Source organism: Chryseolinea serpens, from assembly GCF_900129725.1.
GTDB lineage: Bacteria > Bacteroidota > Bacteroidia > Cytophagales > Cyclobacteriaceae > Chryseolinea > Chryseolinea serpens.
In genome coordinates this window covers 612,534-624,728 of sequence record NZ_FQWQ01000003.1, presented here as the reverse complement: position 1 = coordinate 624,728, position 12,195 = coordinate 612,534, and the positions used below count along the sequence as shown (strand labels likewise).

13 protein-coding genes are annotated in these 12,195 nt (G+C 52.6%); 3 read left to right on the top strand and 10 right to left on the bottom strand.

Translation table 11 applies throughout. From position 1 onward, the window contains the following. Positions 1–220: 220 nt before the first annotated feature. Positions 221–421 carry a LuxR C-terminal-related transcriptional regulator gene (locus BUB30_RS22435; protein ID WP_073138395.1) on the bottom strand — a complete coding sequence of 67 codons (201 nt, stop codon included), beginning with the start codon at positions 419–421 and terminating at the stop codon, positions 221–223. Between the two features lie 407 nt (positions 422–828). Here BUB30_RS22435 and BUB30_RS22425 point away from each other — a divergent pair, with 407 nt between their 5' ends. Genes BUB30_RS22425 through BUB30_RS22415 form a run of 3 tightly spaced genes read left to right on the top strand, consistent with a single transcriptional unit; the run spans position 829 to position 2,610 of the window. Further along, positions 829–1,410, top strand: coding sequence for an RNA polymerase sigma factor (locus BUB30_RS22425; RefSeq protein ID WP_073138391.1), 582 nt, complete (start codon positions 829–831; stop codon positions 1,408–1,410). Next, positions 1,397–2,131, top strand: coding sequence for a tetratricopeptide repeat protein (locus BUB30_RS22420; protein WP_073138389.1), 735 nt, complete (start codon positions 1,397–1,399; stop codon positions 2,129–2,131). The genes BUB30_RS22425 and BUB30_RS22420 overlap by 14 nt, the downstream gene beginning before the upstream one ends. 32 nt (positions 2,132–2,163) lie before the next feature. Then, a complete protein-coding gene (locus BUB30_RS22415) occupies positions 2,164–2,610 on the top strand; it encodes a hypothetical protein (protein ID WP_073138387.1) in 447 nt (148 codons plus the stop codon). On the opposite strand, the gene BUB30_RS22410 is transcribed toward BUB30_RS22415, so the two are convergent. The 9 genes from BUB30_RS22410 to tsaD all read right to left on the bottom strand — a co-directional run bounded on the left by BUB30_RS22410 (position 2,607) and on the right by tsaD (position 12,193). Further along, positions 2,607–5,621, bottom strand: a complete 3,015-nt coding sequence (locus tag BUB30_RS22410; protein WP_073138385.1) for a CHAT domain-containing tetratricopeptide repeat protein — start codon at positions 5,619–5,621, stop codon at positions 2,607–2,609. The genes BUB30_RS22415 and BUB30_RS22410 overlap by 4 nt on opposite strands. 84 nt (positions 5,622–5,705) lie before the next feature. Next, positions 5,706–7,034 carry an L-fucose:H+ symporter permease gene (gene fucP / locus BUB30_RS22405; RefSeq protein ID WP_073138384.1) on the bottom strand — a complete coding sequence of 443 codons (1,329 nt, stop codon included), beginning with the start codon at positions 7,032–7,034 and terminating at the stop codon, positions 5,706–5,708. 41 nt (positions 7,035–7,075) lie between these two features. Then, positions 7,076–7,921: a fumarylacetoacetate hydrolase family protein gene (locus BUB30_RS22400; RefSeq protein ID WP_073138383.1), complete on the bottom strand. Its 846-nt coding sequence runs from the start codon at positions 7,919–7,921 to the stop codon at positions 7,076–7,078. Between the two features lie 58 nt (positions 7,922–7,979). Continuing rightward, a complete protein-coding gene (locus BUB30_RS22395; RefSeq protein WP_073138381.1) occupies positions 7,980–8,756 on the bottom strand; it encodes an SDR family NAD(P)-dependent oxidoreductase in 777 nt (258 codons plus the stop codon). A gap of 15 nt (positions 8,757–8,771) precedes the next feature. Next, the gene (locus tag BUB30_RS22390; RefSeq protein WP_073138380.1) at positions 8,772–9,281 is read right to left on the bottom strand and encodes an HNH endonuclease; all 510 of its coding nucleotides are present in this window, start codon (positions 9,279–9,281) and stop codon (positions 8,772–8,774) included. A 204-nt stretch (positions 9,282–9,485) separates the two neighbouring features. Next, on the bottom strand, positions 9,486–10,277 hold the full coding sequence (locus BUB30_RS22385; RefSeq protein ID WP_073138379.1) for a C40 family peptidase: 792 nt from the start codon (positions 10,275–10,277) through the stop codon (positions 9,486–9,488). A gap of 26 nt (positions 10,278–10,303) precedes the next feature. Then, a complete protein-coding gene (smpB, locus tag BUB30_RS22380) occupies positions 10,304–10,768 on the bottom strand; it encodes an SsrA-binding protein SmpB (RefSeq protein WP_073138377.1) in 465 nt (154 codons plus the stop codon). Positions 10,769–10,778: 10 nt separating this feature from the next. Next, positions 10,779–11,180: a thioesterase family protein gene (locus BUB30_RS22375; RefSeq protein WP_073138375.1), complete on the bottom strand. Its 402-nt coding sequence runs from the start codon at positions 11,178–11,180 to the stop codon at positions 10,779–10,781. A gap of 8 nt (positions 11,181–11,188) precedes the next feature. Further along, the gene (tsaD, locus tag BUB30_RS22370) at positions 11,189–12,193 is read right to left on the bottom strand and encodes a tRNA (adenosine(37)-N6)-threonylcarbamoyltransferase complex transferase subunit TsaD (protein ID WP_073138373.1); all 1,005 of its coding nucleotides are present in this window, start codon (positions 12,191–12,193) and stop codon (positions 11,189–11,191) included. Positions 12,194–12,195: the final 2 nt, after the last annotated feature.

Below are 12,195 nucleotides of genomic sequence, written 5' to 3'. Positions count from 1 at the left end.
CTGCGGTAAAGATACGTGATTTTTAATAATTATACCGATCGGTATAATTATTTACAAAAAAAGCGGGCTTGATTATCTCAAGCCCGCAGAGCCCAACATGAGGTTTTTTTTTAGGGAGAACTAGCACACAACCGATTTCTTAGCAGTAAACGTTAAGATTCTTCAGCTAACGGTCAGATTAAAGTTTTCCGGATTAAAGCCATTTAAACCAGTTCTTTTTCTAGACAGTAATCATTTGTTGCGCATAAGCCTTCTGTATCAACTGCGCTGAATTTTTGGCTTCGCTTTTTCTCAGCAGGTTCTTGCGATGGGTTTCCACCGTGTGGTGGCTGATGCTCAGGTGCGCTGCAATTTCTTTCGTCGTAAGTCCGGCAGAGATGAGGGCCAAAACTTCTTTTTCTTTCATGGTGAGGGAGCTCATAACATTAAATGGTTAGGTGTTTTGCCTCTTCATGATAAACCACCCCGGATGTAACCCATGCGTTCAGATTTTTTTTATTTTTTTTCCAAACGCGTCTCAAAATCGTGCCCTGAAACATCCTGCAACCGCCTTTTGGTGCGACCGGCGTCTTTCTGGTCGCGTGGTTCCGCGGGAGAAAAGCGGCGGTCTCTGGTTTGCCCGGCGGTTGCCGGGTTGGCCTTGGGTGGTCCTTTATAGAGCGGTCGCCTTTTTTCCCGGCAACCCTCCTAAACTTTTGCAATTCAATCACATTCCTTGAAAATTGCTATATTAATTGTTTCAAATTTTAGTTCTTTTGAGCCATGGAGTGAAAAAAATACATTAACCTGGGTTACAAATCCGTTTGCTCCACATTAAGTGCGCTAAAGATGATGCAAAGTGAAATCATAGAAAAAATACGGTCCGGGGGTCAAGCCGAGCTAGCATGGATCTATGAGGAATACCGGCAGGAATTCCTTCAATGGATCGGCAAGGAATACCGTTGTTCATCAGACGACTGTAAGGACATCTATCAACTCACCATTCTCATCTTTCATGACAACATCAAGCAGGGGAAGCTGGAGCACCTGGTCAGCAGTGTGAAGACCTACTTGTTCGGGATCGGTAAAAACATAGCCCTCGAAAATATGCGCAAGGAAAAACGATACACCCCCATCAACCAGGAAAAATGGCTGAAGGAATATCTCATCGACGATACTTCCCAGGGCACAGACGAATCTGTTTTCGAACTGGCCAAGACCGCGCTGGAGAAACTGGGCCAGCCTTGCCAGAAACTGGTGGAGATGTTCTACTACGAAAAGAAAACCATCACCGAGATCGCCACGGCCATGCAATACAAGAACCCGGAAACGGCCAAAAATCAGAAGTGCAAATGCATGGCACGGCTGCGCAAGATCTTTGATATAGAAATGACAAAACCTCAAAACGTTGTTCCGCATGGATACCAATGAAAACGACATCTTGTTGCTCGAAAAGTTCTTCGATGAAGAAATGAACGCGACCGAGCGCGAGCAACTGATGCAGCGCGTCAAAGACGACGAACCGTTTAAGGCTTTGTATGAACGGGAGAAACTCCTGATCATGGCCATACGCCACGACGGTCTGAAAAACAACCTGGGCTACCTGCAATCGTTAGAGGCAGCCATGGAGCGCGAGCCCATAGCCACTACGTCGCGAAAATGGTATTACCTGTCGGCCGCCGCCATCACGGGAGTGCTCATTACCCTTGCCGTCATGCTCTCGCGGCCCAACGACCCCGAGCAACTCTTTCAGAGTTACTTCACCCCCTACCCCAACGTGTTCGACCCCACGGTGCGCGGCGAACAAACCACGCCCCGTCATTCAGAGGCCTTCCAGGACTATGAGCAAGGGAACTATAGCAAGGCCGCCGACGAACTGGGGACCTTATATAAAGAGCATCCCGACCCCGGCGTGTTGATGTTGTTGGGCAATGCCAATTTAATGGTGGGCCGGGTGGAGGAAGCTAAACAGAATTTTATTACCTTAAACGACAAATTCGACTCGCTGGACCTTCAGGCCAAGTGGTACCTGAGCCTGTGCTACCTGAAAACCGGCGACATGGAGCAAGCACGGAAAATATTAAGGGAATTAGGAGAGACTGATATTTCGTATGCGTCGAAAGCCCGGGAATTATTGGAGAAAGTAAAGTAAACCTATAGCCCACTTTTAACTATTTCTGTATCATGACTCTCACAAAACAAGACATCTCGCATGCCAAGAACTTCATCGAGTTCAATCTGAAGGTGAATGCACACAAGAAAAGCAACGAGGCCCTCAGAAAAGCCAAAAAAGAAAATCCCGGGGCTGTATTGTATCACAAGGCCACCGCGGCACACGCCAAGAGCGACAAGCCCATGATCTACGACGAATGCCTGGAGATCGAACTGGATCTCAATCCCTACGGACGGATCTTCGACAAAGGCGAGGCAATATTGAAGCCGAAAGAATTGAAAGCCTTCTTTCAGTATATGATCAGCTTTATCGACCGGCTGGAGAAAGTAAAGAAGAAAGATGCCCGCACCATCACCAAAGTATCGTTCAAACAGAACAGTCCGGCCGTCTTCAATATCAGCTACGCCACTTCCCTGAACGGCGACGCGCCGCCCCCGAAAGTAAAACAAGCACTCTAATAGCGCGACCTGAATTTCCGGAACGCCGCGTACCCCACGAGCAGGACCATGAATGCGCCCAGCACGGCGAACAGGGTCCTGCTCCTGTCTTTTTGAAAGACCGGTTCCAGGTTTCCATAAGCGACGAGTGGCGCCCATATTTTGGGATCCGCCGTAATTTCATCGGCATGATCCACGTAGTCCAGCTTGGCTTGGGCCAGGGCCTCATCGATGCGTTCTCCCGTCAGCAGCCCGCCGTAAAAATTATCCATCAGCGAAACGGCCGCCTGGTCGTTCACCTTCCACAAGCTCATCAAAATGTTCTGACACCCGGAGAACACGAAGGCGCTGGCCATGCTGATCATGCCTTCGCCTTTGTAGGCCCTCCCCAATCCTGATTCACAGGAACTGAGCACAGCCAGGTTTGCTTTCAGTTTTAGCCCATACAATTCATAGGCATGCAGCTCGCCATCTTCCAGCGAATCGGACTTCGTTCGGAAAAATAAACTGGACGAATAGTTTTGTTCTGCGTCTCCCTTTCCGTGAATGGCGAGGTGAATGATGTCATACGCGGGCGCGAGCGTTTTGAAGTTTGCCTCGGTCACTTCCGGGCCCGACAAAAATTTTCCCGTGTTGAAACGCCGCTCCAATGCTTCCAGTTCTTTCTCGGCGCCTTCGATCTCTGTTAGCGGCTCCGCTGCCGCCCGTAGGCGCTTGCCGCCCGTAAAGCCCATGGCCAGGATGGCAGGGTTGGGCGTGTGGCGTTTGGTTTTGTTCAACAGGGTTGAAGAGGAGTACGCATAGCCCACCCGGTGGGATCGGATGAGGTAATGTGCCGCGCGGTAGTTGACCGGGCTGGGTTGGGATGGTTCGGTGAGCAGTACTTCAAAAGGGATCTGGCTGATGAGGCCGTCGGGAATGATCTGCAGCCGCTGGTTGGGTTGGATCATTTTTCCAAAGGGCGCCACCAGGCGTTGGTGCAAGGCATAAGCGTTCACCGAAAAATTTGTGAACACTTCCTGGCTGATGCTGGAATGCTCGTCGGCAAAATGTTGCAGCAGGTTTTGGACGTTCGTCTGCAGGCTATCGACACGGCCCAGTCGTTTGAAGGAGGCGTGGTCTTTCTCGAGCGCGAGGCCGTAGACCCACCGGTTGCCCCAAAAATATTCGATGATGACGTCGTTCTCTTTTTCCAGGAAGTTCTTCATCTGTTGAATGGAGGGGACGGGTGGTTCGCTGGTCACCGTGAAATAGCCGGGATATTTTTCTTCCAGTTGGGGTTTGATGGCCTGTATGTTGCGGTCGAGACGCACCACCTCCTGGCGCATGGCGTCGATGCTCTTTTCGTCGGGGTGATCCTTATCCTTTTCGCGGCTCAGCTTATCTTGGGCGGTGAACAGGTCACGGGTGAGGGCATTGTATTTTTGGAAGGTGGCGTCGTTCACATTGATCTTGCGGTCGCGTTCGGCTTTGCCCAGAGCGCTGTTGAGGGTATAGGATTTGCTGCGCTCGAAATAGTGAAAGGCAAGGTCCAGCAACGAGTCGTTGGGTTGCAGGGTCATCATCGTGTGGAGGGTGGACACGATCTGTTCGTAGAGATGGAAGTTGGAGTCGAGGAATTTCCATTTGGACTCTTCGATGTCGAGCGCGTTGCGTCCTTGCGTCATTAATTTTTCGGAAAGCATGAGGCATGCGAGGGCCTGGCGCAGGTAGCGCGCATCCTTTTTTGTTTCATACAGGGCGGTGAGGGTCTCGGCTTTTTTGCTCAAGATCCAGTAAACGAAATAGTGGAGGCCAACCTGCTCCAGGGTTGGGTTGACGTCGTAGCGCATGGAGGTAAACCCGGTGGCGGAGACGGTCAGGGCTTTCTGATAATAAAAAATGGAGGAGTCGGTGTTGTGGGTTGCCCTGAAATAGTCGCCCAACCCAACGTAGGATTCGGCCATGATCCGCTCCTTCCCCATGTTCATGTGCTTTACGGAAAGAATGCGCTGCCGATACATATCCAGTGCGCGCGCGTTATCGCCACGATGCTGGTAGGCCAGGGCCGTGTTGAAGAGACATTCCGAATAGAGCAGGATGTTGTCGTTGTGGGTTTTCCGGTAGATGTCAAGTGCCTTGGAGAAGTTGACGATGGCCGCATCGAACAGGGAGTCTTCGTCAAACGACTTCGCCAGTCCTTGGTAATGCCAAGCCAGCTGCCAGGTCTGCTGCTGAGGGCTGTTACGATTTTTCGGGTTCAGGCTGATGGCCTGCTGATAATAGACGCGCGCTTGTTTGGTCTCGCCCATGTCGCGGTAAATGTTGGCAACGATGTCGTAGCATCGTTCCAGGAACACGGGGTTGTTTATCCGCTTCACCATTTCGATCGTTTTGATGCCATAGGCGATGGCCTTTTCGTAGTCCTGCTGCGAACGGTTGGTGGTGGCCAGGTTATAATAAAGCTGGGCAAAGGTGGCCTCCTTTTTCCAGTGGATGTGTTCCCGGATCTGCAGCGATTTTTCGTAGAGTGCCTCGGCTTTTTCGTAGTCGAATAAGTAGTACTTATACATGTCCGCGCGCCCATGATAGCATGCGGCCACGAGGTCGTTCCATTCTCCGTACAGCGTGGTCAGGATCTTTTGGGCGAACTCGTAGTGGTAAAGCGTGGAGTCGTAGAAATGGTTGGCCTCATTTTGCAGCAAGGCGGCCGACATGTGCAAGAGCGCTATGTTTCTTTGTTGACGTAGTGCTGTTGCTTCTTTTAATGCCTGGTCGATCCACGTGAGGATGTGGCGTTGGCGTTCCGGGTTGCCTTCAAAATCCAGTTTAGACAGGGTGATCACACACAGAATATGAAATTCCGTTTCCTGGCGGTCCTGCGCCTGGTGCATGGCCTTCTCCAGCAGGCGAAAGCTTTTTTCTTCATCGCGCTCAGCCCAAGCCCTGCCCTCTTTGTACAAAGTGGAGTCGACGGAGTTTGCCAGGGCGGTAAAACCGGTGGCCATCCCGAACAGGAGAATAACGGTGTATTTGAAAACGGTACCCTTCACATCCCTGAAGATAGGGATAGATCGATCATTTTCTATATTATTATTCCCCCTCTAAAATAAGCGTTTGAGTGGCAGGCAATTACTTTACCACCACCATTCCACTTTATATCCACGGAGACCAAACAAGAAGATCACGCCAAAAGCAAAGAGCGGAATATACAACGCGTGCTGCATGTTGCCTTGCGACAACAGGCCCGTGAGCGGTGGCAACACGGCACCTCCCACAATCGCCATGATGACCAGCGCCGCACCCAACTTCACCTGGTCGCCCAGATTCTTAATAGACAACGCGAAGATGGTGGGGAACATGATGGACATAAAGAAATAGGCACAGGTGATGGCGATAATGGCGGAAAGCCCCTCGCCTACCAAAGCGTAGCCGATCAGTACCATGCACGCTGCGGCATAGGCAGCCAGTAGGTTATGTGCCTTGAATTTGGTGAGCAGCCAGGTGCCCACAAATCGTCCCGCCATAAACAATGCCAGTGCAAACGAGGCATGGAAACTAGCAATCGCCGTGGATGTGGACTCGGTGGTGATCGGGTAGAGCCATTCCACCAGCGGAATATTGTGCAGCTTTGACAATCCCAGTTTCAGATCCACAAAATAGCCCCACAGGGAAGCTTGTGCTCCCACATAAAAGAACTGTGCTATCACACCAAACACGAGGTGGCGATGACGAAAAATGCCTTTGAACGAAGCGTTCTTTTCTCCGTCGGATGATATTTCGGGCATCTTGGTGAAGGCAAATAAGATCGCCACGAACAACACGATGCCGCCCAGCACGAGGTAGGGCATCTGCACGGATTGCGCTTCGGCGATGCGGATAGCCTCCGCGTGTTCGAAAGGCATTTCATTCAACATGTCGTTGTTGTATTCCTTTGTTGAATAGATGAAAAGGCTGCCGATGATGGGACCGAGGATGATACTCAACCCATTGAACGACTGTGAGAAATTTATGCGACTATCTGCCGTGGCCGGGTTTCCAAGCACGGTAACGTAGGGGTTAGCCGCCGTTTCCAGAAAAGCCAACCCGCAAGCGATGATGAACAGGGCAAAGAGGAACAGGCTGTACACCCTGATCTCGGCTGCCGGGTAGAAGATGAACGCACCGATGGCGTAGAGAAACAATCCAATCAATATACCTTTTTTATAGCCGATGCGGTTCATGAGAAAACCTGCAGGCAAGGCCATCACAAAATAGCCGATGTAGAACGCCGAGTCCACGATGCCGGCCTGCGCCCGGTTCAGGTTCAGGGCCGTTTGAAAGTGTTTGATGAGCGTCCCGTTCAGGCTGTTGGCCAGGCCCCAGAGAAAAAACAGGCTGGTCACCAGGATAAAAGGGACGAGGTAGGACTTGGTCGACGTTCCGTTTTGCTCTACACGCACGGTGTCTGTGTTCAGGATCGGCATATTCGGTTAAGGTTTTTGGTTGTAGTGGCGGGTTTGATGGATTAGCCGCGGGCGGTTTGTTTTTGATCGCCCAGGCCTTCGATGCCCAGTTCGACAACGTCGCCGGGTTTCAGATAAATGGGTGGCTTGAAGCCGAGGCCGACGCCTGCGGGTGTGCCAGTGGAGATCACATCGCCGGGCAGCAGGGTCATGAACTGGCTGAGGTAGCTCACCAGGAAGGGTACTTTGAAGACCATGTCGTCGGTGTTGCCGTCTTGCATGGTTTTGCCGTTCACTTTCAGCCACATGCGGAGGCTATCCACATTGCCCACGTCGTCGGGTGTGACGAGGTAGGGGCCGAGGGGCGCGAAGGTGTCGCAGCTTTTGCCTTTCACCCATTGACCGTTGCGCTCCAGTTGATATTCGCGTTCGCTGTAGTCGTTGTGGAGGCAATAGCCGGCAACATAGTTGAGCGCGTCGCTTTCTTTTACATAGGATGCTTTCTTGCCGATGACCACGGCCAGTTCCACTTCCCAGTCGGTCTTCACGCTTTTGGGCGGAATGACCACGTCGTCGTTGGGACCGGCGATGGCGGTGGTGGCTTTGAAGAAGATGATGGGTTCTACCGGCAGTGGCATGTTGGATTCGGCTGCGTGTTTGGCAAAGTTCAGTCCGATGCAAATGATCTTCGAGGGCCGGGTGAACGGGGGGCCTAGGCGCACACCCGGTTTTACTTTGGGAAGGGAACCCTGGTTTTGTTTTAACCAGGTGGAAAAACGTTGCAGGCCATTGGTTTCAAAGAAGGTCTCGCCAAAGTCTTCGCCAAACGAAGAGGCATCGAGTATGTCATTGTTCACCAACACGCCGGGCTTCTCTTTTCCCGGCTCTCCAAATCTTAAAAGTTTCATGTCTTAAATTTTATAAGCTATTTCTTTTCACTGTCGCGCAGGCTCCGTGTGCGTGCGATCAGGTATTCAATTTTATGAACCCGCCGTCGATCGGGTAGTCGGTGCCGGTCACAAATGACGCTTCATCCGAACATAAATACAAGGCCAGGGCGGCAATCTCATCGGGACGGCCCATGCGGCCGATGGGCTGGGTCTTGGAGAGCTTGTCGAACATTTCGGTTTCCTGCCCGGGATAGTTCTTGGCCAGGAAATTGTCGACAAAGGCCGTGTGCACGCGCGCCGGCGAGATGGCGTTGCAGCGGATGTTGTCTTTGATGTAGTCCTTCGCCACCGACAGGGTCATGCTCAATACGGCGCCTTTGCTCATGGAATAGGCAAACCGGTCGGATAACCCCAGGCCTGATGCCACCGAGGCCAGGTTGAGGATAACGCCGCCACCTTGTCTTTTCATTTGGTGGATCACGGCATACATGGCGTTGTACACCCCCTTGATGTTGACCTGGAAGATGCGATCCATGTCTTCGGGCGACGTGGTTTCCAGTTTGCCGATGTGGGAAATGCCGGCGCTGTTCACCAGGATGTCGATGCGTCCGGCTTCCTGGCTGATGACGGCGATGGTATTTTTCAGTTGATCCTGGTCGGCCACGTTCACGGCGAATGCGGTGGCTTTGCCGCCGGCGGCTTCGATGATTTTTACGGTTTCGTCGGCGGTGGATTTATTCAGTTCGAGAATAAAAACACGGGCTCCCTGGGCGGCAAATAATTTGGCGATCGCCTGACCGATGCCGCTCCCTCCTCCTGTAATGACTGCAGTTTTGCGTTGAAGATTAAACATGATGGTTGAAAAATGTCAATGACTATGATGGCCGTTTAAAAAAGTATCCCACTCCCCGGCCTGACCATTCATGTGGTCTTTGAGGAAGATGGCGTAAGAAGGTTTATACGGTTTTTTGCGCAGGGGCATCTCGGCGTCTTCCGGGGTGTAGTCGCCTTTTTTGGCATTGCATCTTTTGCAGGCCGTCACCAGGTTGGTCCAGGTGTCGGTGCCGCCTTTGGCGCGGGGTTGCACGTGATCGATGGTGAGATCGCGACGGGTGCCGCAATACTGGCACTCGAAGTTGTCGCGCTTGAATATGTTTTGCCGGGTAAGATTAACGCCCTTGTAGGGGGCGTTTACGTAGCGGTTTAACCGGATCACAGAGGGCATGGGAAAGCTTTGGGTCACCGAATGCAAACGGTGCCCGTTTGCTGGGCGCACCATTTCGCTTTTGTTGAGGAACACGAGAATAAAGGCCCGTTCCACCGAGCAAACCATCAGCGGACTGTTATCTTGATTCAGCACCAATACCCTACTGTTCATTTGAAAAAAAGTTTAGTAGAGACTTCCCGATACGGCGGAAAACGTGTGTTTTACGTTGTTTCGCGATGGTAAGATAAAACCAATCTAGCTACCAAACAACGCGCCCATGCGAAGTTTAACCCGCCGGCAACCGGATTGCACCGCAAATGGAAGGTACCCGCCGATGAACGTCCAGGCAAGCTCCACGGGTTGCCCGAGGCAGCTTTAATCGGTGAGGATGCGGCGGATGTGCGAGAACTGGTGGGTATAGATCTTTGTCTCCACGTTCAAGATTCCCTCGTCGTTCAGGTGATCGATCCGCACACGCCCGGAGGCGTGGATGATCTTGTCTTCTTCCAGCAAAATGCCGACGTGGTGGATCTTGTCTTCCTTGTTCTTGAAAAAGACCAGGTCGCCCGGCCGGCTGTCGCCGAATTGCTTTACGGACTTGCCCTGGTTGGCCTGCTGACTGCTGTCGCGGAAAAGCCGGAAGCCGCAGACCTTGAAAACCATCTGCACAAAGCCGGAGCAGTCTATACCGAACGGGCTTTTGCCACCCCACTGGTAGGGGGCGTTCAGGTATTTCATGGCGGCGCTTCTCATGAATTCGAACTCGCGCTTTTGGCCCAGGTTTTTGGCCTCGCCGTTGAAGGCAAACTGTTCCTCCATTTTGAAAAGCTCCGAACTGGAGATGGGGATCATGCTGCCCATCAGGATGATCTGCGGGCTTTTGTTGTAGAGGATGCTGGTGGTGATATCGGTGGTGATCTTGAACTCGGCGCGGTTCAGATACTCGAAATAGTCGTGCGAGATGGTGTGATGTTGGCGGGCATCGATCCACCCTTCGTATTGATCGAAGTGGACGCGAATGCGGATCCATTTTTTGTCGTCGGCCTGCGACAGCACTTCGTAGTGGTCGCCAAAGAGAAGCTGTGTCACCTGTTCCGACTGGTCGGCAGCGCCCGCCCGTACGGGCACGACACTGAGACGGCACACGCCATAATCCTGAATTTCCATGTATCGAGAGAGTCTACGTTTTGTCTTTATTTGAGCTTCAGGCGGTCCAGTTCGCGTTTGGCGTCCCGTTCCCTGATGTTGTCGCGCTTATCGTGCACTTTCTTTCCTTTGGCCACGGCGATCTCCAATTTCGCCAGGCCACGATCATTGATAAACAGCCGGGTGGGCACGAGTGTTAACCCCTTTTCCTCCACCTTGCCTTCCAATTTTTTCAATTCCGACCGCTTCAGCAGCAATTTGCGTTCGCGGGTCGCTTCGTGATTATAGTGCGTGCCCTGGGCATAGGGCGTTATGTTTATGCCTTTCACAAACAATTCATTGTTGCTAAGGTAGCAATATCCATCCTGAAGATTGGCCTTGCCTTCGCGAATGGATTTTATTTCTGTACCGGTCAGCACCATGCCGGCCACGTACTTGTCCATCAACTCGTATTCGAAGCCGGCCTGCCGGTTCCTGATATTGATATCGTTGGAGAATCTTGATTTCTTCATTTTCCTTTGTTTACGCCGGGCGTTCTTCTTTCCGGAACAACGCCGCGATCTTGTCGCGTTTCAGGATCTTTTGTCCTGTTTCGCCGGTGGCTATTAAACGGCTGCCCACCTTGGCCTCGTATGTACACACCAATTCGTTTCCCTGCAGGAGCCGGACGGTGGCGGTAAAAACAATTTCCTCGCCTTCGAACGCGGGGCCCTGGTGGCGGATGGTCAGTTCGGTGCCCACCCCCTCCTCGTCCGCGTCGCGCAGTTGCAGCACAAACTGGCGCGAGGTCCATTCGGCGTCGCGCGCCAGGGCAAAAGTGGCGTAGACCGGGTGCACCACCTCGCCCTGAAAAGCAGCCACGTCGGCCGCGGCGATCACTTTCCGGTACTGCAAGGTATCGCCAATCTTAAAAAGGTTCTTCATCCGGGGTGCTAAATGGGCATGCGGGCCAGGGGCGTTACATCCAGCGCGCTGAACTCTCCTTTTAAAAATTTATAGTGCGCCGCCATGGCGATCATACCGGCATTGTCGGTGCAATATTCAAACGCCGGAATAAAAATACGCCAACCTTTCTTTTCTCCCACCGCTTTTAGCGAATTCCGCAGCCCCGAATTGGCCGATACGCCCCCGGCGATGGCGATGTCGCGGATGCCGGTTTGTTCGCTGGCCTGTATGAGCCTCGTCAACAGCATGTTCACCAGGTGCTGCTGCAGGCTGGCGCTGATGTCGGCCACGTTTTCCTCCACAAAGTTGGGGTTCTTCAGCTTCTCGTCGCGCAGGAAGTACAGGAACTGGGTTTTGATGCCGCTAAACGAAAAGTCCAGGCCCGGCATGCTGGTTTGGGAGAACTTGTATGCGTTTGCATTGCCCTGTTGGGCATACTTGTCGATTAACGGGCCGCCGGGATAGGGCAAGCCCATAACTTTGGCGGCCTTGTCGAATGCCTCGCCCACGGCGTCGTCCTGGGTTTGGCCGATCACCTCCATGTCCAGGTAGTCTTTTACCAACACGATCTGGGTGTGCCCTCCACTGACGGTGAGGCAAAGGAACGGGAAGCTGGGTTGGGATGGTCCTATAAAGTGGGCCAGCACGTGAGCCTGCATGTGGTTCACCTCGATCAGGGGTATGTCCAGCGCCAGGGCGAGCCCCTTAGCAAAGGAAACCCCTACCAACAACGCTCCCATCAACCCCGGTCCGCGGGTGAAGGCCACCGCGTCGAGATCGGTTTTGTTAAGGCCCGATTTTTGGAGTGCTTCGTCCACCACGGCCACGATATTTTGCTGGTGTGCACGCGACGCCAGCTCGGGCACCACACCGCCGTATTTTTGGTGCACTGCCTGGGTGGCGATAATATTATTAAGTACCTTGCCGTTTGTTATGACGGAGGCGGATGTCTCATCGCACGAAGACTCGATGGCAAGGATAACGGGACGCATAT

What these genes read in the sequence shown, in the direction of transcription:
- BUB30_RS22435 (WP_073138395.1), bottom strand. Translation starts at nt 421, where the DNA reads ATGAGCTCCCTCACCATGAAAGAAAAAGAAGTTTTGGCCCTCATCTCT.
- BUB30_RS22425 (WP_073138391.1), top strand. Translation starts at nt 829, where the DNA reads ATGATGCAAAGTGAAATCATAGAAAAAATACGGTCCGGGGGTCAAGCC.
- BUB30_RS22420 (WP_073138389.1), top strand. Translation starts at nt 1,397, where the DNA reads ATGGATACCAATGAAAACGACATCTTGTTGCTCGAAAAGTTCTTCGAT.
- BUB30_RS22415 (WP_073138387.1), top strand. Translation starts at nt 2,164, where the DNA reads ATGACTCTCACAAAACAAGACATCTCGCATGCCAAGAACTTCATCGAG.
- fucP (WP_073138384.1), bottom strand. Translation starts at nt 7,034, where the DNA reads ATGCCGATCCTGAACACAGACACCGTGCGTGTAGAGCAAAACGGAACG.
- BUB30_RS22400 (WP_073138383.1), bottom strand. Translation starts at nt 7,921, where the DNA reads ATGAAACTTTTAAGATTTGGAGAGCCGGGAAAAGAGAAGCCCGGCGTG.
- BUB30_RS22395 (WP_073138381.1), bottom strand. Translation starts at nt 8,756, where the DNA reads ATGTTTAATCTTCAACGCAAAACTGCAGTCATTACAGGAGGAGGGAGC.
- BUB30_RS22390 (WP_073138380.1), bottom strand. Translation starts at nt 9,281, where the DNA reads ATGAACAGTAGGGTATTGGTGCTGAATCAAGATAACAGTCCGCTGATG.
- BUB30_RS22385 (WP_073138379.1), bottom strand. Translation starts at nt 10,277, where the DNA reads ATGGAAATTCAGGATTATGGCGTGTGCCGTCTCAGTGTCGTGCCCGTA.
- smpB (WP_073138377.1), bottom strand. Translation starts at nt 10,768, where the DNA reads ATGAAGAAATCAAGATTCTCCAACGATATCAATATCAGGAACCGGCAG.
- BUB30_RS22375 (WP_073138375.1), bottom strand. Translation starts at nt 11,180, where the DNA reads ATGAAGAACCTTTTTAAGATTGGCGATACCTTGCAGTACCGGAAAGTG.
- tsaD (WP_073138373.1), bottom strand. Translation starts at nt 12,193, where the DNA reads ATGCGTCCCGTTATCCTTGCCATCGAGTCTTCGTGCGATGAGACATCC.